This window comes from Acinetobacter sp. A22, assembly GCF_030913345.1.
GTDB lineage: Bacteria > Pseudomonadota > Gammaproteobacteria > Pseudomonadales > Moraxellaceae > Acinetobacter > Acinetobacter junii.
In genome coordinates this window covers 2,197,953-2,218,987 of sequence record NZ_CP133162.1, presented here as the reverse complement: position 1 = coordinate 2,218,987, position 21,035 = coordinate 2,197,953, and the positions used below count along the sequence as shown (strand labels likewise).

Genomic DNA, 21,035 nt, shown 5'->3' with positions numbered 1-21,035 from the left:
TTAGTGTTCCTCCATCGGTTTTAGTTGACTGGCATTTGGAATTGTTGGTGCTTCAAGAGTTTGCTCTGCAATCTGACGTTGTTTGTATTCCGAAATGTGCTCACCTTGCAATGTTGGTTTAGAAATCACATTTGGAATCAACAGCGCATTATGATCTTCGACTTCACCACCATATTTCGTTTCTGGCAAATAGCTAGGGTCATAAGGTTGTACGCTAATAGGACGACCTTGATCATCAAGTTTTAATATTGCTTCATTATAAAGTGCATGATTCTGAATTTGCTGTGCGGTCGCAGTCATATAATGTTGTACTGGCGCAGCAAAAACGACATAACTTATCAAGCCGAATAAAATGACATAAATCACTGTGTCATTACGATTAGGTGCTTTTTCAGGTAAATCTTGATAAGTAGCAAATGCTGCTTCATCAGGATTGTCTTCAGGTGAGGTCGCTCGCCAGAACAGAATAAAACCTACACGTGTTAATGCGATGATACTCAGTAAGCTGACAACTAGAATCACAGCAATAATCCAACCTTGATAAGCTGTTTCTGCTGTTGCTTGAAGAATAAAGACTTTACCTAAAAAACCGCTAAACGGAGGTAATCCAGCCATCATAAGTGCGATGGTGAAATAGGTAAATGCAGCTACTTTTTCTTGCTTTATTTTGGGTGCGATTTTTAAATGATCTTTAAACTCGCCACGTTGTGAAGTCATCCAGCCACAGAATAGATAAAATGCTGCAGCGATTAATGTACTATGCACTAAATAATAAAGACCTGCTGCCCAAGCTTGGGTGTTTAGCATAGCGATCGCAATCAGTAATGTTCCAATTGACGATAGCACCATAAACCCAACAAAACGACGTAAGCGATCTGCTCCAAGTGCACCAATTACACCATATAGAGATGTAATTAATCCAATAACCAGTAAGACATGCTTTAAGATGTCTTTTGCCATCGCATCATCGAATACCGTTCCATTGACACGTAATATGGCATAGATACCTACTTTGGTCATGATTGTGAAAATCGCTGCAACAGGCGTGCTCGCTACAGCATATGTTTTCGGTAGCCAAAAACCCACGGGCAACATTGCGGCTTTGATACCAAAGACAACGAATAACAAAAAACCACCAGCAATTGCGAGTTTGTGCTGATCATTGTCTAGGGTAGGGACAAGACGGCTGACATCAGCCATGTTTAAACTACCGACGCTGCCATAGATCATGCCTAAACCGATGAGGAAAAGCGCCGAGGCAAGTAAATTAATCGTGACGTAATGAACGCCAAGTTGAAAGCGAGGACGACCTTGACCATGCAGTAATAATACGTACGATGCCATCAACAAGATTTCAAAAAATACGAATAGATTGAACAAGTCACCTGTTAAGAATGCACCAGATAATCCCATGAGTAGGAAGTGGAACATTGCATGGAAATAGCGACCACGAGTATCCCAATTATCACTGGCATACCAAAGTACAGGGAGCGCCAAACCATAAGTTAATACCAGCATGAAAGCTGAAAGTCGATCTAAGACTAAAACAATACCAAATGGTGCAGACCACTCACTGAGTTGATAAACCGTTATCTGACCTGTGCTCGCTAACAGTAAATAGCTCACTGCAGTAATCAGCCCCAAAGTGACTGAACCTAAACTAATACTCCGTCGCCATGGTTGACGCCAATCTTGTTTTAAAGAACCAGAACCAGGATTTCCTAAAATTAATAGAAGGAAACTTGTAAATGCGGGAATTAAAATACTAAAAATTGGAGCGTGACTTAGCCAAAAATTTGAAAAATTGAACATTATGGCTCATCCTCGCGTGGGTCATATGTCAAGGTTGGTTCCTCTTTGGAGTCAACATGATCCGTACCAGACTCATAACGACTGCGTAACGCCAATTGCACAATAAATGCGGTTGTTGCAAAACCAATTACAATTGCTGTCAAAACTAATGCTTGAGGAAGTGGATCGGTTACTTTGGTTGCTTCAGTTAAAATTGCAGGCGCGTTGACTTGTAAGCGGCCCATTGCAAATAAAAATAAATTCACCGCATAACCAATCATTGCAAGTCCAAGAACGACAGGAAATGTCCTTGCACGCAAAATCAAATAAATGCCTGTTGCAGTCAGTAATCCAATTCCCGATGCGAGTAAAAATTCAATACTTACCATTTTATTTATCTCCACTTGGGATTGGACCCGACATACTTGAGTGGCGAGAGTCACCTAAAACTGAAATTAACAGCATCGTGGCACCCACAACAGTGATGTATACGCCTAAATCAAATGCAGCCGCAGAAGCTAAATGCATTTTGCCTAGAAGCGGAGGCTCAACATAAATATGAGCACTGGTCAAGAATGGACGTGCCCAGTACCACGCGGCAATCCCTGTTAAACCTGCAATCGTGAGTCCAGAACCAATCCATATCTCATAAAGGCGACCAGATTTAGCTTTGATCATTTGCTCTGCCTGATCTTGACCTAAAACGATATATTGAATAATCAATGCCATCGAAGTAATCAATCCTGCAATAAAGCCACCACCAGGATAGTTATGACCACGCAAGAAAATATAAACACTAACCACTAATGCCAGAGGAAGTACCCACGAAGCAGTAATACGTAACATTAACGGTGACGGATTAAAACGATAGCTAAGACCTTGCGTCATGGTCGTACCATGAGCACGCATACCATCCATTAGACATAGGGCGCCGATTGCAGCAATACCAAGTACTGCAATTTCCCCAAAAGTATCGAAACCTCGGAAATCAACTAGGATCACGTTGACAACATTTGAGCCACCGCCTAATGGAATTGACTGTTGCAAGAAGAACCAAGAGATAGAATTATGGTCTCTGGTTAGGATTAACCATGTAATCCAACCAATGCCAAAACCTCCAGCAATTGCCAAGCTTGCATCACGCCAACGACGAGGGCGACTTGATTCGTATGGTGTTAATTGCGGAAGTAATGATAGGCTCATGAGAAGCAATACAGTGGTGACAACATCAACTGTGATCTGAGTTAATGCAAGATCTGGAGCAGATAAAGTCACGAAAACCATAGTCACGACTAAACCAACGGCTCCGCTGATTAACACTGCCTTGATACGTTCATGATGGAACCACAGCATCATCCAACATGCTGAGAATAGAGTAAGCCAAAGAACGATTGCGACCCAAGGTGCATGTGTAAGTTCTCTAGTACCAGTGGTTAAACCTTGATTGAACAAAGGTAAGGCGACCATGATGATGCTGAACAAAACGATCCAGAGCAAATAGCTTTGTAATGAACCATTTTCAGTTTTTTGCTTAATTTTACGGCTATTCAATAATAAATGTTTAAGGAATAACTCGAATAAAATCTTTCCTTGAAACTTGCCTAAATACGGATCTAAATCGATTTTACGAATGCGACCATCTTTGGCGAGGCTAAAATAGAAAATTGCACCGCCAATTAATGCAACCACACTCATTAGCAATGGAGCATTGATGCCGTGCCAAATCGCGAGATGTGTCCCTTCAAAATTTGGTTGCATGAGGCTGGCACGTGTCACGCTGTTGACCATCGTACCTGCAAGAAGGGCAGGGAAAATACCGACTAAAATACATAAAGTCGCAAGAAAAATTGCAGGTAAACGCATACCTAAAGGTGGTTCATGCGCATCTTTATTCGGTACTTGATTCCCAAGCTCGCCGTCGAAAAACACCCCGTGAACTAGGCGAATCGAGTAACTGACTGCAAATATGCCTGCCAAAGTTGCAACGATAGCTGAAATGACCATCACTGGTCCTGACAAATTAGCGAGCAATTCGGTAAAGAACATTTCTTTGGAAATAAAACCATTGGTCAGTGGAACACCTGCCATTGAGGCAGCTGTGATCATAGTTAATGTGCCAGTGAACGGTAATAATTGCCAAAGACCACTAAGCTTGCGTAAATCTCGCGTGCCGCTTTCATGATCAATAATACCAGCGATCATAAACAATGCAGCTTTAAAGGTTGCATGGTTAATGATATGGAAGATTGCGGCTGCTAAAGCAAGAGGAGAACCAATACCAAGTAAACAAACAATTAAACCCAAGTGACTAATTGTTGAATAAGCCAATAAACCTTTGAGATCTTCTTTGAAAATCGCGAAACCTGCTGCCATACACAAGGTAAACAGACCAACAAAAGTTACGATATTGTGATAAAGCGCAGCACCAATAAAAATAGGTGCTAAACGAGCAAGTAGAAAAATACCTGCTTTTACCATAGTCGCTGAATGTAGATAGGCAGAAACAGGCGTTGGTGCAGCCATCGCATTCGGTAACCAAAAGTGGAATGGAAACTGGGCACTTTTGGTAAATGCACCTAATAAAATTAATAATAGTGTCGGAACGAATAAGGCATGTTGTTGAATTTCATCTTTCATCAACACCAGTTGATCGATTTGATAGGTCCCTGTAATTTGCCCCAAAAGAACAAATCCACCTAGCATCGCTAATCCACCCATCCCCGTAATGGTGAGAGCCATACGTGCGCCACGTTGAGCAGCATCGTACTGACTCCAGTAACCCACTAAAAGAAATGATGAAATACTGGTAAGCTCCCAAAAAACTAAGAGGATCATCAAGTTGTTTGAGAGTGAAATCCCGAGCATCGCTGCCATGAACAACATCAAAAGTTGATACAGTTTAGCTAACGAATTTTTAGGACTTAAATAATAATAAGCATAAATATAAATAAGCGTACCGATACCGCTAATCAGTAAACTAAACAATAAACCTAAAGCATCTAAACGAAAGCTTAAATTGATCCCAAATTGCGGAAGCCAGTCCCAGCTTTGTATGAGCGGTGTGCCCTGAAGAACCGTTTGTGCTTGAGTTAGCAGTAATAAAAAACAACTCAGGCTAATGCCTATCGCCCCTAGTGCCGTCACACCACGTGAAAAACGTTGCAGCTGTGAGACAAGGGTGGTGCCGAGTATAAGCGGTAATAAGATAATAATCGGTAGCACACTGGTATCCATGTCGATGATTTAGATCAAAGGACCTAAGGGTGAATTTTCTTCCAAGATTCACAGGCATTCAAAGAGATTGCCAAAGTTTCAAATCTCGAAACCCAATCAAGTTAACGGAGGCAGCAAGTTGTATTGCACAACTTGAAAATAAAAAATGAGTTTTATCTTACTATAAAACATCAATAAAAACCCGATGGTATTACATGAAGTAACAACATTCTAGCAACTCAAAAGCCAAAAATCGTTCACCAAAACAATCAATTAAAGTGAAGTCTCTTGAGGGGTATCATCTATTTTTAACAGATTGAATAAATCAGTTTTTTCTTGTGGATTAAGTTCCTGTATTTGATGAAATAACTCATCCACTTTACTTACAAGAGTTTCTGTTTCTAATAAATTATGCGTTTGAGCAACGTTAGTTCCTTCACTCCATACCAGTTGATTATAAAGTTGCGAGAGTTGGTTTTGAGATTGTGCAAGATTGATTTCGTAGATTTCGTTGGCATCCAAACGTAAACATTGATAATCAAGCGCATGTTCTAAAAGCTCATCTCGGTTGCCTGTTACGATGATTTGTAGTCTAGGGAATGCAAGATGTAGTCGCTGTAGAATTTCTGCTGAGAAGTTTTGATCGAGTTGATGATCAACCTGATCAATTAATAAAATCCCATCACCTTCTAAGCATGGATCGAAGCAATGTTGGTTAAGTAAACATAAGCGACGTGTCACATCACCGATCAGTGCGATCCATGTTTTGAGGGAGGCTGATAATTGTTGAAATGGAATGAGTTGCTCTTTGTAGCGCACCATCAATTGCAATTTTGGTACATATTGTATAAATAAATCAGTAACTTCTGGAAAAACTGTATGTAGACTTTTTTTCAGAGCATATAAGTTTGGTGCAGACAGCTGTTTGGGATGATTGGCAAGTTCTTGTTGAAGCTGCTGTAAAATTTCAGACTGATTTTGTTGTTTGAAATCATTCCCCATTAAGCGTCGAACAATATGAGCAGAGTGCGCATTTTCCACGTCACTGATTTCTCGTAACCATTCAAAAAAACGTGCAAAGGTTGTGTAGGGAAGTGCTGTTAAATCATATGCCGCAATTTCTTGCAAAATACCTGGAACATTTTTGCTTTGTAGATTGACTTCTTGGACGAAGCGTTCAGCAGGGTAGTAAGCAATCAGGGGTAAGCCGAACAAAGGATCTTGCAGGCTGGTTTTCTGATAAAGATTCACCACTTGATCTAGTTGTTGAGTTTCAACCTGACTGATACCAACGCCTTGACTGTTAAATGTTTTAAATAATTTCCATGAGCAACTATGCGTATCTGTTTCTAGAGCAGAACTACTTTCAGCAAGAGCACCATTTAACTCAGAACTGATTCTAACGTTGACTTGAACTTTTGCTTGAAGTCGAGTCAGCATAATATCTTGATCAGAGATCACTACGCCTGCGGTTCGAATATCTTTGAAACGTGCTGAAAACCAAGTCAGGGCTTGGTAAATATTTTTTAAAACTGTGGTTTTGCCTGTCGCCTGATCACCAAGGATTAAGGTAATTGGGCGTTGTGCAGGGTGAAATTCAACAGTTAAATCTCGGAACATTCCGACATGTTTAAATTGAACCGACTCGAGTTGCATAAGCTCACCTCAATCCTGAGCGCTTTATCCTGCGGACTGGCGAAGAGTTGAGGGAGCGCATCGTTTTAATTGTTGTATTAAGTCATATAGATGATGAATATTTAGACTTACTTTAGCACGTGTACACGCAACGTAAAGTAATCTCAGCTCTTCATCTGTAATTTTATGTTCCAAGCCATTTATTTTAAATTGATAGTCATCTTCGATATGCACGCGATTCCACTCTAAGCCTTTGGCTTTATGAGCGGTTGAAATGACATAATCAGCTTGTTCAATCGGGGTGATTTTAGCTAAAGCGCGTTTGAGTGGCTCAGTCCCATGATCATCAACTAATTTCACTAAGGGTTTGATATCACTGCCATCATTCGTTTCACAGTATTCATGTACATCATGCCATGAATTAAACCAAGCAAGCTCTGGTACATCGGTGATGCGTTTACCTTGTTTGAGTAAACTGGCAGCATCAACAAAACGACTCAGTTTTTGGTGATCAGCTTGTAAGCTGACTTTATCACCATGGACTAAACCTGAAAGTAATAACTCCATCGCTCGTGCATTGGTCCGACATAAAATCGCATCGCGCATTTTGGTATGCGGTTTGTTGACGACATTGGACTTAACATTTGGATTGCCGAGTAAAGGGACAGTTTCATTCAACGCACCTAGTATGGAGTTTGCTACATCAGCAATCGCATCACCAAAACGAAATGAAGTCGTCAAGCGACTTTCATGTAAGGGCATTTGTTGCATTGCATTGACTGCGCCACGCCATGCATAAATCTGCTGATGTGCATCACCAACATAAATCACTTGGGTACTTTTTTGACGAAGTAATATGCCAAGCATCAGAGGATCTGCATCTTGTGCTTCATCAAACAAGACATAATCTGTTGGAATATTGGGTTCTGATAAAGCCCATAATTTCAAATAAATGTCATGCCCAATACCTGCTTGATGATTTGGATCAATCGATTCTAACCAACGTCTTTCTACTGCAGGGTAAAGGTGTTGTTGTAACGACTCAATATCATCTTGGTGCAACCAGCTAGGTGCTTGAATATGACGAGGTGCAGGATATTGCGAACTTGTCGAGCAAAAATAACTAACTGCATTTGCCACTAAACTCGCAAGTCGACTAGGCATCAGTACATATTTTTCATAACGTCCCCCCATAAGGCGACGTAATGTAATCGGCTCAAGACGATATTCTTTAGCGATAAAACTTGGGCTTAAACGTGGTAAGCGTAATTTATCAGTCACGCCACGAGGCACGCTGCGAAAGGCTAGGGAGTGAAAGGTTCTGCAATTCACATTGCCATGAAATTTATTTTGCGCTTCAGATGCGATGGCTTTGTTAAATGCCAAATACATACCACGCCGTTCAGGCATGGCATCACTGATCATTTGTAATGTCGTGGTTTTACCTGTGCCAGCATACGCAATCACTTTAAATGATTGTCCTAAACGAGCATTATCTATGGCAATCGCTTGCTCGTAGGTAGCTTTGGGTTTCTCGTGATTTGACACAGGCTCTAATTACGCTTCTTTGCTACGATTTGCTTTTTCAACCAAACCAGATAGACCTTGACGGCGAGCAAGTTCATCTAAAACTTCTTGCGGATCAAGATCGAAATAGCCCAACATGACAATACTGTGGAACCATAAATCGGCAACTTCATAAATGAGGTCATGTTTGTTTTCGAGAGAGGCTAGTGCGGCATAATCTTTGGCTGCAATAATGCTTTCAACACTTTCTTCACCGACTTTCTCTAGAATTTTATTGATGCCTTTTTTGTATAGACTCGCAATATAAGAACTATCTGCGGCAGCATTTTTACGCTCTTGCATCAAGCGACCTAAATACGCAAGTACATCGACTTGTTCACTGTGGTTATGCTCGTGAGTTTCTACTTTCGCTGATACACCATAAATCGCCGTTGGATCTTTCAGCTGGGCATCTACAATCTCCCAACCTTGAGGGGTCAGTTTGCGATAGAAACAAGATTCACGACCTGTATGACAAGCAATACCACCATGTTGTTCAATTTGTAGAATAATAACGTCAGCATCGCAATCTAGACGGATTTCATACACTGTTTGGAAGTGTCCAGATTCTTCGCCTTTGTGCCACAATTTTTGACGTGAACGTGAGTAATACACCGCTTGATTCTTTTCAGCCGTCAGTTGTAATGCTTCACGGTTCATCCATGCAACCATTAACACTCGACCAGTTTGATGATGTTGGGCAATGGCTGGAACAAGACCATTGGAATCAAATTTAACTTCATCTAACCAGTTTGACATGAGTGAAAAATCCATTGAGTGGAAAGCCGTTAGTGTAGCGTTTGTGGCTTAGGTTGGCTATGCTTGTTGGGTAAAAAGTCATGGATCAGGCTTTAAAGGTAGTTTGAGATTTCAATCAAGTTCTGATCTGGATCACGAAAATAAATCGAAAGGATTTTTCCCATCGCACCTGTTCTTTCGATTGGACCTTCAATGATTTTAATGTGCTGTGCCTGAAGGTGCGCAATCACTTCATGGAGCGGTGTTTCCGCAATAAAACATAAATCGGCCGATCCTGCTGTTGGACAATATGCTTTCGGTTCAAATTCTTTACCAGCTTGATGTAGATTGATTTTTTGATTGCCGAATTGCAGGGCTTTTCGGTTTTCGGCAAAAGTAATGACTTCAAAATTCAGGGCTGATTGATAAAACTGACAGGTGATTTCAATATTAGCAACGGTCAAAACAAAATGGTCTAAATAGCTAATTTTCATATTTAATTTAACTCTCTTTTTTTTATTCACATTCAGGTAATGATTGATTGTTTGTAATCAAACGATTTTCATGGTGTTGATACTCAGCAATTTGCTGATAACTCATTTGTTGAAGAGGTCCTTTTTTTAAGCCTGAAATTGTGATTGCCATTTCTTTACGAAAATAGGGGATTTGATACATCCACGGGAAAATTAAGTCACGTAAACTACCTGCCCACCAGTGATTGGATTGATAAAGAGGTGTCAGTAAACGGCTGAGAAATTGATAGAACTGAGTCGAGGAGCGGCGATGTTGATGATAGTGTTGCCATAATATCGACCAATCAATGTGCTGGTTTTTCCGAGCGAGGCGCAATGATTGCGAAAAAGCCCATGCATCTAACAGTGCCATATTGGCGCCTTGTCCCAACTGAGGGCTCATGGCATGTGCTGCATCACCGATGACCCCGATTCGACCTTGACCAAATTTTGACATCACCACATCACGATATTGAGCTGATAACCATTGCGGTTGATTTTGTTGGTCTAATAAAAGTTGACTGAACCATTCAGCCACATCTGGCCAGCGATCTGAAACTTGTTTTAGCCATTCCTGCTTTGCAGATTCACCTTTTAAGAAAGATTGCAGTTGCGATGTTGGTAAACTCCAAAACACACTTGAAAGCCGTTGTTGTGGTGCTGCAGGAATAGCTCCTGTCGGTAATATTCCCATCATAATGTTAGAGCGATCATAAAATTGATGCAGAATCTCAGGATTCAAGCTTAAGCATTCAGGCACGATTGTCCATGCAGCTCCCCAAGGATAGGGTTGATCGATTTTAACCCATGCTTTAGGGCGAAGTTGGCTTCTTGCACCGTTGGCAATCAGTACCGCATCAAAACAATCATCGAAGAATTGGTGTTTGCATGAGCCAAAGATTCGAACTTCACTTTGTAGTTCCTCAAGTCCGTCGATACGATGTCCCATTCTCCAAGTGACATGACTCGAATATTCAGCCAATTTTTCAGTTAAGACGTGACATAAGGTGGCACGATGGATACCAAGACCAAAACGAAGAGCCTCAGCTTGGTGATAATGACTATTTACCAATAGACGTTTATCTGCAAGTTGACCTTCTAAACCTGTGACTTTTGCACCTAATTTCAATGCTTGATCAAGTACACCAAGATGTTCGAAAACAGCTAAGCCAGCAGGTTGTAAAAGTAAACCAGCACCAACAGGAGAGAGTTCGTCAACGTGTTCAAAGATCGTGACTTGATGACCTTCGCGTGCAAGTAGAATCGCAGTGGCGAGTCCTGCAGTACCAGCGCCAATAATTGCAAAATGAGGTGTTTTCATTATTTTTTCTTTTAAAGTATTTGTATATTGATCTAGCCCTGATCTTAACTGATATCTATATTTTGAAAAAGATTAAAAAACTGACTTATAAAAAAGCCCTTGTGTGTACAAGGGCTTCAGAACTTATTTCACAATCCGCCACAGCGCCAAAAGGCTACTTAAGACGATCAGAATGATCGAAACAAACCAAGGGCTTATAATTGCGATTGTTAACATAATCAACATCGTGCTGCCAAACATCCAGCTACGACGTTGTTGCTGTTGCATTTGCAAACGCATTTGTTGTATTTCGCGCAGTTGTTTGTCTTGCCATGCCGACTGGTTTTTTAAACCATTCAAACTATCAATGAGTAGAGTTGGTAAATCCTGAGCACCCAAAAGTAAGTCTGGGATTTGTTGTCCAATTTCTTTGATATTTTTAACTGGGTTCATATTGGCTTTGACCCATTCAGTCAAAATCGGTTTTGCCAATTTCCAAATATCAAGTTGAGGGTAAAGATCAGTTCCTAAGCCCTCTACATGGACTAAGGTTTTCAACAACAACATCAGTTGAGGTGGGATTTCTAAATGGAATCGACGCGCAATATCCATGACTTGAATCAAAATACCTGCAAAATCTAATTGATCCATTGGTTTTGAGACCATTGGACCCACAGTGCGGCGCATCTCACGAGATAAAGCATCTTGGTCAGTACCAGGTGGAATCCAACCTGCTTGATGTACGATCTGAATCAATTGCATGAAGTTACTGTTCATGACAGCAAGTAGCATCCGCGCTACGGTCATTTGGTCATGTTTTGACAACTCACCCATAATGGCGCAGTCCAACGCGATAAAGCGTGGGTTACTTGGGTTAATTGTTTCCACAAACACATTACCGGGATGCATGTCAGCGTGGAAAAAGTTGTCACGGAATACTTGGGTGAAGAAAATTGTTAAACCTTTTTCCGCCAAATCAGCACGATCCATGCCTAGACGATCAAAAGTTGCGGTATCTGAAATTGGAACACCAGTGATGCGTTCTGCGACCATCACGTCTTTACTGTCCATATAGACTTCTGGCACATACATCATGCTTGAGCCAGTAAAGTAATGACGCATGCGGCGAGTGTTGTCTGCTTCTAGACTTAGATCAAGTTCATTTAAGATAATTTGGCGATAATCTTGAATGATTTCAGATAAGTGCAGCGCACGCGCAGCTTCTAAACGGTTTTCTAGCCAATCGCCCAACCATGCCAAAATCTCAAAGTCTTGCAAAATTTGACTGCGAATATCAGGACGAGTGACTTTAACGATTACCTCACGTCCATCGTGCAAAGCCGCAGTATGAACTTGTGCAATCGATGCAGCCGCAAGCGGTTGTTCATCAAAACGTAGAAATAGTGTTGAAATATCTGCTTTTAATGAGTCTTGAATGCGCTGTTTCGCCAATTGTGTGTCATAAGGTTTTACACGATCTTGTAATAAAACCAATTGTGATAACACTTCAGGCGGGATCAAATCTCGGCGAGTCGAAAGCAATTGCCCAAGTTTAATGGCCAAAGGACCCATATCCTCTAGGGCTTCTTTTAACTTGAGAGGATTCTTTTTCTCACGACTTGACCACGCCGCAGGATGCATTTTGATGATGTTTAATGCATGACGTGCTTTAACTGGTAACTCTTCCGCAGGAAACAAGGTGTCAAGGCGGTAATGTGCTGCAATACGCCAGAGTTCGAGTAACCGTGTAATATGCGGAATCATATGGAATTTTACCTAGTCTTGTGTGGGATTAAACTGAGATTTTAATTGCTGAAATTTTGCTTCTAAGCGATCAATTTCTTGATTGAGCTGACGAGTTTCTCGATTCAGATCATCCATTTGCCAACGTGGCGCAAACAAACCACTATCTTCTTTAAGTGTATCTTCGACAAAGAACAAATGACTTTGCAACGAGCGCTTTATTTGCTGAGGCGCAAGCTGAATTTTTCCTAACTCATGTGCGAGTTGTGGACCAATCCAAGGGGATAAATGTGCAGCGAGATCAGGTTCCGCCTGTTGCATGATGCGCTGGATATCTTGCAATAAATGATAATCACCCTGTAAAGGAATATTACCGATTTGATCCATATCACTTAGCAAAAGTCGCATCAGTTCAACCACGTTTGCAACATGTAAGGTTGCAGTGGCATCGGTGATCTTATTTTGATGATCGAAAGGGCGCTGCTCAAAAATAGAAGGAGTTTGACTCTGTCCAGTGACAGTGGGTTCTAGACGAACTTTATTTTCATCAAAGAAAACATCAACTGAGAGTTGTGGACTATCGATCACAACTCGTAATAGTTGACCTTGTAATTGATTCAGTTGGATACGCGTAATCGCATCCAAATCAATCACATGATGAATGATACGTTCGACTGCACCGAGTGCTAAAATCGACCACATATCTTAAGCCTTACAGTTTGAATCCACGGTGAACTGCAACAATACCACCTGTTAAGTTGTGATAATCACAGCTTTGGAAGCCTGCATTTTCCATCATGCCTTTAAGTGTACGTTGGTCTGGGTGCATACGAATAGATTCGGCAAGGTATTTATAACTTTCAGAATCATTCGCCACCAATTTACCCATCATAGGAAGTGCGGTGAATGAGTAAAAATCGTAGAGTTTTGAAAATGGCTCAAAAACAGGTTTTGAGAACTCAAGTACCAATAAACGACCACCTGGCTTAAGTACGCGATACATCGCTTGTAAAGCCGCATCTTTGTCAGTCACGTTACGTAAACCAAAACTGATCGTCACTAAATCAAAACTATTATCCGCAAAAGGTTCTAATGTTTCTGCATTGGCAAGTACGAAATCAACATTGGTGCAGCCCGCATCAATCAAACGATCACGACCAACATTCAACATGGATTCATTAATATCTGAAAGTACCACATGCCCTTGAGGACCGACTTCACGGCTAAAGACTTTCGCTAAATCACCTGTACCGCCTGCAATATCTAAGACATGCTGCCCACGACGAACACCTGACATGTTGATCGCAAAGCGTTTCCATAAACGGTGAATACCAAATGACATCAAGTCATTCATGATGTCGTATTTACTCGCAACTGAATGGAAGACTTCAGCAACTTTTTGAGCTTTCTCATCACTGCTAACAGTCTGATAGCCAAAGTGTGTGGTCGCGCCGACATTGCCAGTATTGGCACCACGCGGTAAGTTGTATTTTGGTACAGAGCCACCTGTAGGGGTAGATGCAAGTCCTTGTTGTAATGATTGTTGTTGACCTTGCGGTGTACCTTGCGGAAGCGGTGAACTTAGGAATGGACTGACTTTGTCTGAACTCGGTTTTTGCTCAACTTCTGGGGTAGGCTGTTGGTTTTCGTTAGACATTGTTTTCTCCTAAACTCTCGTTCTAGCGATACGAATCAACATGCATGATGACAGATTTTGTAATTTTTTACAGGGCTTAGCATGTAATTGTTATGAATAATATACAGAAAGTCAGTGACTAAAAAGGGTTTCCAAATCGAAAAATGCTTATGCGTCATCTCTCAATAAAAATTAGCAGAGATGACGCTGATCTTTAAGGGCGAAATGGGTCTGGGTGACCTGCATGAACTTTCTCAATAATTTCACGCTCTTTGTCAGTGAAAGTTTTGATGAAGTTAGCCGCTGATTTCATTGGTTTCATCGCTGCAAAACCTTCTTGGATAAAGTCATACATGCGTTCGAATTGGTATTTATGGGCAATGCCTTTACACATTTTAAATGCAGCGTACATCATGGTTGAACGCATATATTTATCTAATGCGACACCTAACTCATCCAAAAGACGTAATTGCTCATAACGATCTTCGCCTTGATCCAATTTGATGAGCGTTTGACGCATAATTTCATCAGTCAATACAGTGTCAGCTGGGTAATCTTGTAAAAGTTGTACAGCAACTTGCTCATCCAAACGTGTTGCTAAGACAGCTAGGCTAACTGATTTGGTTCCCGTTTTAATTGCATTATCTGGCAATAGACTTTCTGCTTTGTGTGCATATTTCAATAGACGTTCGATCTGCTGTGCCATTGCATCAAAATCTGGTCCACCATACAAACGGTTTAAAAAGTATTGTGCCATCAACTGATTTTCAGGTTGGGCAAAAAACTCTTGGTGTGTGGCAGCAATACGTGCTTTCATCCATGCTTGTACGTCATGTAAACGCTGAGCTAGAACTGGATCTTGATGGTAATTTAAGCTTTGGTATTGTAATAAAAGTTGATCAAATGCAGCGAGTTTTGACATGTTCGAACTCAAAAGAAATAAAACCTTAAAATCATAGGCGTGATGATAACTTAGAACTATGACAGCACAAACCTAAAATCTTTAATAATCGGTCAGTCGAGATATGCACTGAATCTAATCTACATAAACTGTACACGGGATTTGATGCCTTTTTATCAGATTTAACTATACTTATTGTTAATAATTAAACATTTAGAATTAAATATGAGCACACAACAACCGACGTTTGAACTACGATCAGAAGAAGAACTTTCTTTGGATTTGATCGAGGCTCAATATGCTTTAAAAGATAGCCAAGATAAAAAAAATGCCAAAAGCGTATTAATCCTTGTCAGCGGGATTGAACTTGCAGGTAAGGGCGAAGCGGTTAAGCAATTACGTGAATGGCTTGATCCTCGTTATCTTAAAGTGAAAGCTGATGCGCCTAAGTTGTTGAGTGCCGATGAAACATTCTGGCAATCCTATACTCGGTTTATTCCTGCTGAAGGGCAAATTGTCGTGATGTTTGGTAATTGGTATAGTGATTTGTTATCTACTGCGATGCATGTTGCGAAGCCTTTGGATGAAACACTGTTTGATGCTTATGTTGAGCAGATGCGATCATTTGAACATGATTTGCAAAACAATAATGTCCATGTCATTAAGGTCTGGTTTGATTTATCTTGGAAATCATTACAAAAACGATTAGACCAAATCGATGCATCTGAGCAGCATTGGCATAAATTGCATGGCTTAGATTGGCGTAATAAAAAACAATACGATACATTGCAGAGTCTCAGCCAACGATTTACGGATGACTGGTATGTGATTGATGGTGAAGATGCAGAGCGACGTGATCAATGTTTTGCTCAATATATTTTGCAGACTTTACAAGAACTCCCTGTTCATCAAACTAAAGTCACTGAGAAGTGGCAACAAGCCAAAGTTCCAAACGAGTTATTAGAACCATCCAAACAAGTTTTGGATAAAGATCAGTATAAGGATGAGCTTAGTAAACTCACCAAAAAGGTGGCTGATGCACTTCGATATGATGACCGTAAAGTGATTGTTGCATTGGAAGGAATGGATGCAGCAGGCAAAGGCGGAGCAATCAAACGGATTGTGAAGAAGCTAGACCCTCGTGAATATGAAATCCATACGATAGGAGCTCCAGAACGGTATGAGCTACGTCGTCCTTATCTTTGGAGATTTTGGAATAAGCTCAATGATGGGGAGAAAATTACGATTTTTGATCGCACATGGTATGGGCGTGTTTTAGTCGAAAGAATTGAAGAATATGCAACTACTGTAGAATGGCAACGTGCTTATGATGAGATTAATCGCTTTGAGCAAAGCTTAGTCGATAGTCAAACCATAGTGGTGAAGATTTGGCTTGCGATCAGTAAAGATGAACAGGCAGTTCGATTTAAAGAAAGGGAAGAAACACCTCATAAACGTTTTAAGATTACTCCTGAAGATTGGCGAAATCGTGAAAAGTGGGACGATTATTTAGACGCTGCGGCAGATATGTTTGAGCGAACGAATACTGACTATGCACCTTGGTATGTGATTGCGACAGATGATAAAAATACAGCAAGGATCGAGGTGTTGAAGGCGATTCTAAAACAACTGAAGGCGGACTAACCGCCTTAGTTATAAGGTAAATTAGGCAACAATTGTGCTGCGACTTTTTTGCTGAATACGTTTTGCCAAGTTATAGCAATCTTGGATATGTGCTTCAGTGATTTTACGCATCATAAAATAACCAAGGCTTGCTGCGATCAGTTGACCGCCCAAAGGGATAAATTTAGTCACTTGTTTCGTGGCGATTTTGGTAAAAAAGCCGTTAAAAGATTTTTTCATTGCTGTGCGTGCGACAACGAAACCAGAGAACTCAAAACCACGTTTGCGTAATTCGTCCCAATGGATTTTCTTGGTTTCAGGATCGTAAACACTAATATGTTCAGGGGCTAAACCAAAGCGTGCATTAATATGCGGAATGATTTGCGTCAACATGCCTAAGTCGACAACAACATCAAAAAATGGAATCGGTACAATTGCTGCACCAGCAGACCAATATGCACGTTTTTTTGTTAATTCTAAACATTCCTCACGGATTTGCTCCAAGTTTAAACTTGGATCTATTGAATCAGGAATTTTTTCGATTTTCATAAAGTTATACCTAATGTCTATCCCTTGATAGTACATTCAATCGTATTGAATGATGAATTTCAAAACAAATTTTTTATTTGATTGTTAGATTAACGTGACATAGTTCGTTGAAGTTGTATAGTGATGATTGTGTACGAATTTGTGCATTCGAATGGTGATTTATTAAAGAGGTTTCTTTAACACATGGGTATTCATGTCATTCAAAGTCAGCGCCTAGATGTATTATTACAAGGGGTGATGGCCTCGATGAATCAGCCGAGTTCGTCACCATTTCAAGTTTTTCAAACGCAGCATTTTATAGTTCCTAGCCCTGCTCAAGAACAATGGCTAACGCAAAAAATTGCTGAGCAGCAAGGCATGTCAGCGAATTACCAATTTCACCAGCGTATTCGTGGTTTTCAATGGTATGCCTATCAACAGGTGCTTGAAAATAAAGAACAAGTTCGTAAAGCCAATATTCCTCGTTTGATTTTAAAATGGCGTATATACCAAGCTTTACAACCTTTTATTCAGTCCGCACAGATCAGCTTGCTTGAAGATCATCCTTTATATTCGATTGTGCAGCGTATTTATGACAGTGCCGACCAATTACAAGATGGCACAGAGAAGCAGTTAAAAAAGCAAAGTATGCTGTATTGGGTCGCTGAGCAAGTCTCCCATCTTTTTAATAACTACATGATTTATCGCGGAAGTTGCCAACGTGGCTGCGTACAGGATTGTAGTTGTGCGAGTAACTGGTTGTCTAAATGGGGGCGTAATCAAGCCCTCGATATTGAAAAGTTAATCTCGACAACAGATCAACAGACGTCTGCGTTTAGTTTGAACCAAATCGAACAGTTAGAGGCTTGGCAGCGTTGGTTGTGGCAGCATTATTTCCATGAGGATTTTGTGGAAATGCAGCGTATTGATACCGACTTTTGGAAACTTTTAGACAATGAGGTTACAAGAACGCAGGCTTTGGCTCAACTTCCCAAGCAGATCATTATATTTACACTATTAGATTTACCACCCAGCCAATTACAGTTTTTACGCCGTTTAGGGCAGTATCTTGATGTGTTGATTTTGCATTTCAACCCGTCACAAGAGTATTGGGCAGACAGTGTCGATCCGCAATGGAAGCAGCGTTACGATCTTGGTGTCAAAGAGCGCTTTATTCTTAAAAATCCAAAGGCGACAGATGCAGAAATAACGGCCTTTTTTGAACAATTCACTTTGTTTTTTAATGCGCAGGCCCGTGAGTCACGTCATCCTTTATTGACTCGACTGGGTAAACAAGCTCGAGATCATTTCTCACTTTTATCACAACTGGCAACAGGTGAGGAAGGGAAGTGGGTCGATGCCTTTGTGGATCATTTTCCAGAAACTTTATTGGGTAAAGTGCAGTCAGATATTTTCTATCTTGCTGAACCCAAAGCTGAACAGTATCAGTTGGTTGAAAATGATCAGTCGATTCAGATTCATGTATGTCATTCCAGTTTAAGACAACTTGAAGTGCTGAAAGAGCAATTGGTGCATTGGTTATCTGAAGTAGATGACATACCACGCCGTCCGAGCGATGTTTTGGTATTAACGCCTAATTTAACTGAATTAGAACCTTTAATTCGCAGTGTGTTCCCTGCGGTTGCTCATACTCAAGAGGCATTTTTACCCGTCAAAATTGCTGGGGTGGCGCAGCTTGATGCACTCAATGCATGGCGAGCTGTTTTAGGTCGGATGCAATTACCACAAGGGCGTTTTACTCAGGATGATTTTGCAGATTGGTTGAATCTAGCCGCAACTCAACAACGTTATGGTCTTGATTATAGTCAAGCTCAACGCATTTTAGCTTTGTTAAATGATGCAGGCTTCAAACGTGGCTTGGATGCAGCACATTTACAGCAAAGCTTAAGTGCTAGCGATGACGACTATCGCTATAGTTTTAAGTTTGCTTTAGATCGATTAGCACTAGGGATTGCCATCCCAGCTCATGTGATGGTGCAGCAGACTTTAAGTTATGCAGATGTTCAGCCAAGTGACTTTGAGTTGATAGGTTTGTTGATTGAAATTTATCAAGATTTATCGGCACGGCGTGATTGGTGGGTTGCACATGAGTTAGGACAGAGTTTTACTGTGGAAGCTTGGTTGAAAAAGCTAAAGGAAGACATCCAAGAGTTTGAACAAGCTGATATTGTTGCCCTGAAAGCAGTACGCGATATTGTCCATAAGCAAGAGCGAATGCTGACTTTGGCGAGCTATTATGACGATGCTGAAACTCAATTACGTCAGATTTCACTGCCTTTGCCTTATATCGTTGATGAAATTCAACGGGCTTTAGAAAGCCAATCTGCACAAGTCGAACCGACAGGGCAAATTACATTTAGCCAAATTGGTCAGATTCGCCCGATTCCTTATCGATTGATTGTGCTTTTGAATTTAGATACGGGTAAGTTCCCTAATCGAGATAGTCATATTCCCTTTGATTTAATGGATGCTCTTCGTCAGCAATTAGGTGATCGTTCTCGACTGGAAGATGATCAAGGTGCATTTTTGGATGCAGTTTTGCTAGCACAAGAGCAGCTTTGGCTATTCTATAATGGTTTTGATGTGAATGATGGTGAGGTACGTGAGCCATCAAGTGTATTGCAGGGGTTTCGAGATCATTTGGGACTGATTATAAAGCCTGATCTCGCTGACTCATTTGCCAATACAGAAACTTCTTGCACGGATGATTATAAAGCTTTGCAAATCCCGTCAAAACTTTATCCACTTTATCATTTGCATCGCTTACAACCTTTTGATCCATTAGGATTTATCGCTGAGCAAAGACATATACGCTATCAAGATCATTGGTTTAAGGTGGCATCCCAGTTGCAGCAGATTAAGGGTGAACGTCAGGCTTGGGTTAATACAAGCTATCCACTTGAACGGCAAGACATGATCATTCTAGATGCCCATTCATGGATTCAGGACGTGATTTTCCCTGCACGTTTGTATCTTAAAACGCTGGGTATTGAAAATCTAAGTGCTACAGAAATAGTGGATCAGACTGAACCTCTGATGCTCGATGGTCTAGGTAAATACGCGATTCGTCATTTTTTACAACAAAACATAGATGCTACGGCACCCGCTTTATTGCAAGATCAGTTACCTGTCGGAAAAGTGCAACACAGTGCATGGCAACAAAGTCGTATAGAGCAACAACGTTTGTTGGAACGTTTGCGAGACTATGCAACTTCCCCAACAGAAACCACGCAACGTGTTTGGCGAGTATCGAAACAACTTCAAATCAGTTGTGTTACACCCAAACACATTGCGCAAGACTGGATTAGCTTAGATGCTTCGAGTGCACGTGCTAAACGCTTTGCCAAAGTTTGGCTTGAGTATTTGCTGTGGCTTGTCATTTTGGATCAAGAGACGGCTTCTGAAAAACGTCGTGTGGTGGTATTTAGTGATCAAACCGTGATTTGTGAGGGGGTGAGTTCACAGCAGGCGAAGCACTATCTACAGCATTGGTTACAGCTTTGGCAACAGGCCCAACAGCAACCTGTGGTGCTGCCTGCGGCATTGTTATTAAAGCCTTTAGAAAAAGGGAAAGCATATGACTGGGTTGAACAGGATGCACTACATACGCTGAGTGAAGAGAGCCAAAATGATTTGCTGAAAATCTGGAAAAATACCTACAACACAGGCTTTGTTGATTTCAGTCAAGATGAGGCGAATCAACAGCATCGAGATTGGCAGTTTATTTTGCAGGAACAGGATGCAACGGCATTGTTGCAATTCGCCTGTGATCATTATTCTTATGCTTTATATCAACCGATTTTTGAATTTTTACGAGTGGAGTAAGAC

General features: G+C 40.9%; 15 protein-coding genes. 2 read left to right on the top strand and 13 right to left on the bottom strand.

Annotated elements, in window-relative coordinates; genetic code table 11:
* The 12 genes from Q9Q86_RS10815 to Q9Q86_RS10760 form a co-directional block, all read right to left on the bottom strand.
* A complete protein-coding gene (locus Q9Q86_RS10815) occupies positions 1-1,812 on the bottom strand; it encodes a monovalent cation/H+ antiporter subunit D (protein WP_112987101.1) in 1,812 nt (603 codons plus the stop codon).
* Positions 1,812-2,180 carry a Na+/H+ antiporter subunit C gene (locus tag Q9Q86_RS10810; protein ID WP_004876507.1) on the bottom strand — a complete coding sequence of 123 codons (369 nt, stop codon included), beginning with the start codon at positions 2,178-2,180 and terminating at the stop codon, positions 1,812-1,814. The genes Q9Q86_RS10815 and Q9Q86_RS10810 overlap by 1 nt, the downstream gene beginning before the upstream one ends.
* Position 2,181: 1 nt before the next feature.
* Entirely contained in the window at positions 2,182-5,025 is a 2,844-nt protein-coding gene (locus Q9Q86_RS10805) for a monovalent cation/H+ antiporter subunit A (protein ID WP_112987102.1), read from the bottom strand.
* Between the two features lie 252 nt (positions 5,026-5,277).
* Entirely contained in the window at positions 5,278-6,660 is a 1,383-nt protein-coding gene (locus Q9Q86_RS10800) for an AAA family ATPase (protein ID WP_005403583.1), read from the bottom strand.
* Between the two features lie 24 nt (positions 6,661-6,684).
* Positions 6,685-8,187 (bottom strand): UvrD-helicase domain-containing protein, encoded by a 1,503-nt coding sequence (locus tag Q9Q86_RS10795; RefSeq protein ID WP_004916813.1) that lies wholly within the window; start codon positions 8,185-8,187, stop codon positions 6,685-6,687.
* A gap of 9 nt (positions 8,188-8,196) precedes the next feature.
* Positions 8,197-8,964, bottom strand: coding sequence for a bifunctional phosphoribosyl-AMP cyclohydrolase/phosphoribosyl-ATP diphosphatase HisIE (gene hisIE, locus Q9Q86_RS10790; protein ID WP_005403584.1), 768 nt, complete (start codon positions 8,962-8,964; stop codon positions 8,197-8,199).
* Between the two features lie 92 nt (positions 8,965-9,056).
* The gene (locus tag Q9Q86_RS10785) at positions 9,057-9,437 is read right to left on the bottom strand and encodes a VOC family protein (RefSeq protein ID WP_039908824.1); all 381 of its coding nucleotides are present in this window, start codon (positions 9,435-9,437) and stop codon (positions 9,057-9,059) included.
* Positions 9,438-9,459: 22 nt separating this feature from the next.
* Entirely contained in the window at positions 9,460-10,776 is a 1,317-nt protein-coding gene (locus Q9Q86_RS10780) for an NAD(P)/FAD-dependent oxidoreductase (protein ID WP_112987103.1), read from the bottom strand.
* 123 nt (positions 10,777-10,899) lie between these two features.
* Positions 10,900-12,519: an AarF/ABC1/UbiB kinase family protein gene (locus Q9Q86_RS10775; RefSeq protein ID WP_004916803.1), complete on the bottom strand. Its 1,620-nt coding sequence runs from the start codon at positions 12,517-12,519 to the stop codon at positions 10,900-10,902.
* A 12-nt stretch (positions 12,520-12,531) separates the two neighbouring features.
* Entirely contained in the window at positions 12,532-13,200 is a 669-nt protein-coding gene (locus Q9Q86_RS10770) for an SCP2 domain-containing protein (protein WP_005403588.1), read from the bottom strand.
* A 10-nt stretch (positions 13,201-13,210) separates the two neighbouring features.
* Positions 13,211-14,155 (bottom strand): bifunctional demethylmenaquinone methyltransferase/2-methoxy-6-polyprenyl-1,4-benzoquinol methylase UbiE, encoded by a 945-nt coding sequence (gene ubiE, locus Q9Q86_RS10765; protein WP_004916798.1) that lies wholly within the window; start codon positions 14,153-14,155, stop codon positions 13,211-13,213.
* Positions 14,156-14,348: 193 nt separating this feature from the next.
* On the bottom strand, positions 14,349-15,056 hold the full coding sequence (locus Q9Q86_RS10760) for a hypothetical protein (protein WP_171293754.1): 708 nt from the start codon (positions 15,054-15,056) through the stop codon (positions 14,349-14,351).
* Between the two features lie 204 nt (positions 15,057-15,260).
* Here Q9Q86_RS10760 and Q9Q86_RS10755 point away from each other — a divergent pair, with 204 nt between their 5' ends.
* Entirely contained in the window at positions 15,261-16,679 is a 1,419-nt protein-coding gene (locus tag Q9Q86_RS10755; protein WP_004916792.1) for a hypothetical protein, read from the top strand.
* Between the two features lie 21 nt (positions 16,680-16,700).
* Here the strand turns inward: Q9Q86_RS10755 and Q9Q86_RS10750 are convergent, their stop codons facing one another.
* Positions 16,701-17,207 carry a hypothetical protein gene (locus Q9Q86_RS10750; RefSeq protein ID WP_004916789.1) on the bottom strand — a complete coding sequence of 169 codons (507 nt, stop codon included), beginning with the start codon at positions 17,205-17,207 and terminating at the stop codon, positions 16,701-16,703.
* Positions 17,208-17,390: 183 nt separating this feature from the next.
* Between Q9Q86_RS10750 and Q9Q86_RS10745 the strand changes: the two genes are divergently transcribed.
* Positions 17,391-21,032 (top strand): exodeoxyribonuclease V subunit gamma, encoded by a 3,642-nt coding sequence (locus Q9Q86_RS10745; RefSeq protein ID WP_112987105.1) that lies wholly within the window; start codon positions 17,391-17,393, stop codon positions 21,030-21,032.
* The last annotated feature ends 3 nt before the right edge of the window (positions 21,033-21,035 follow it).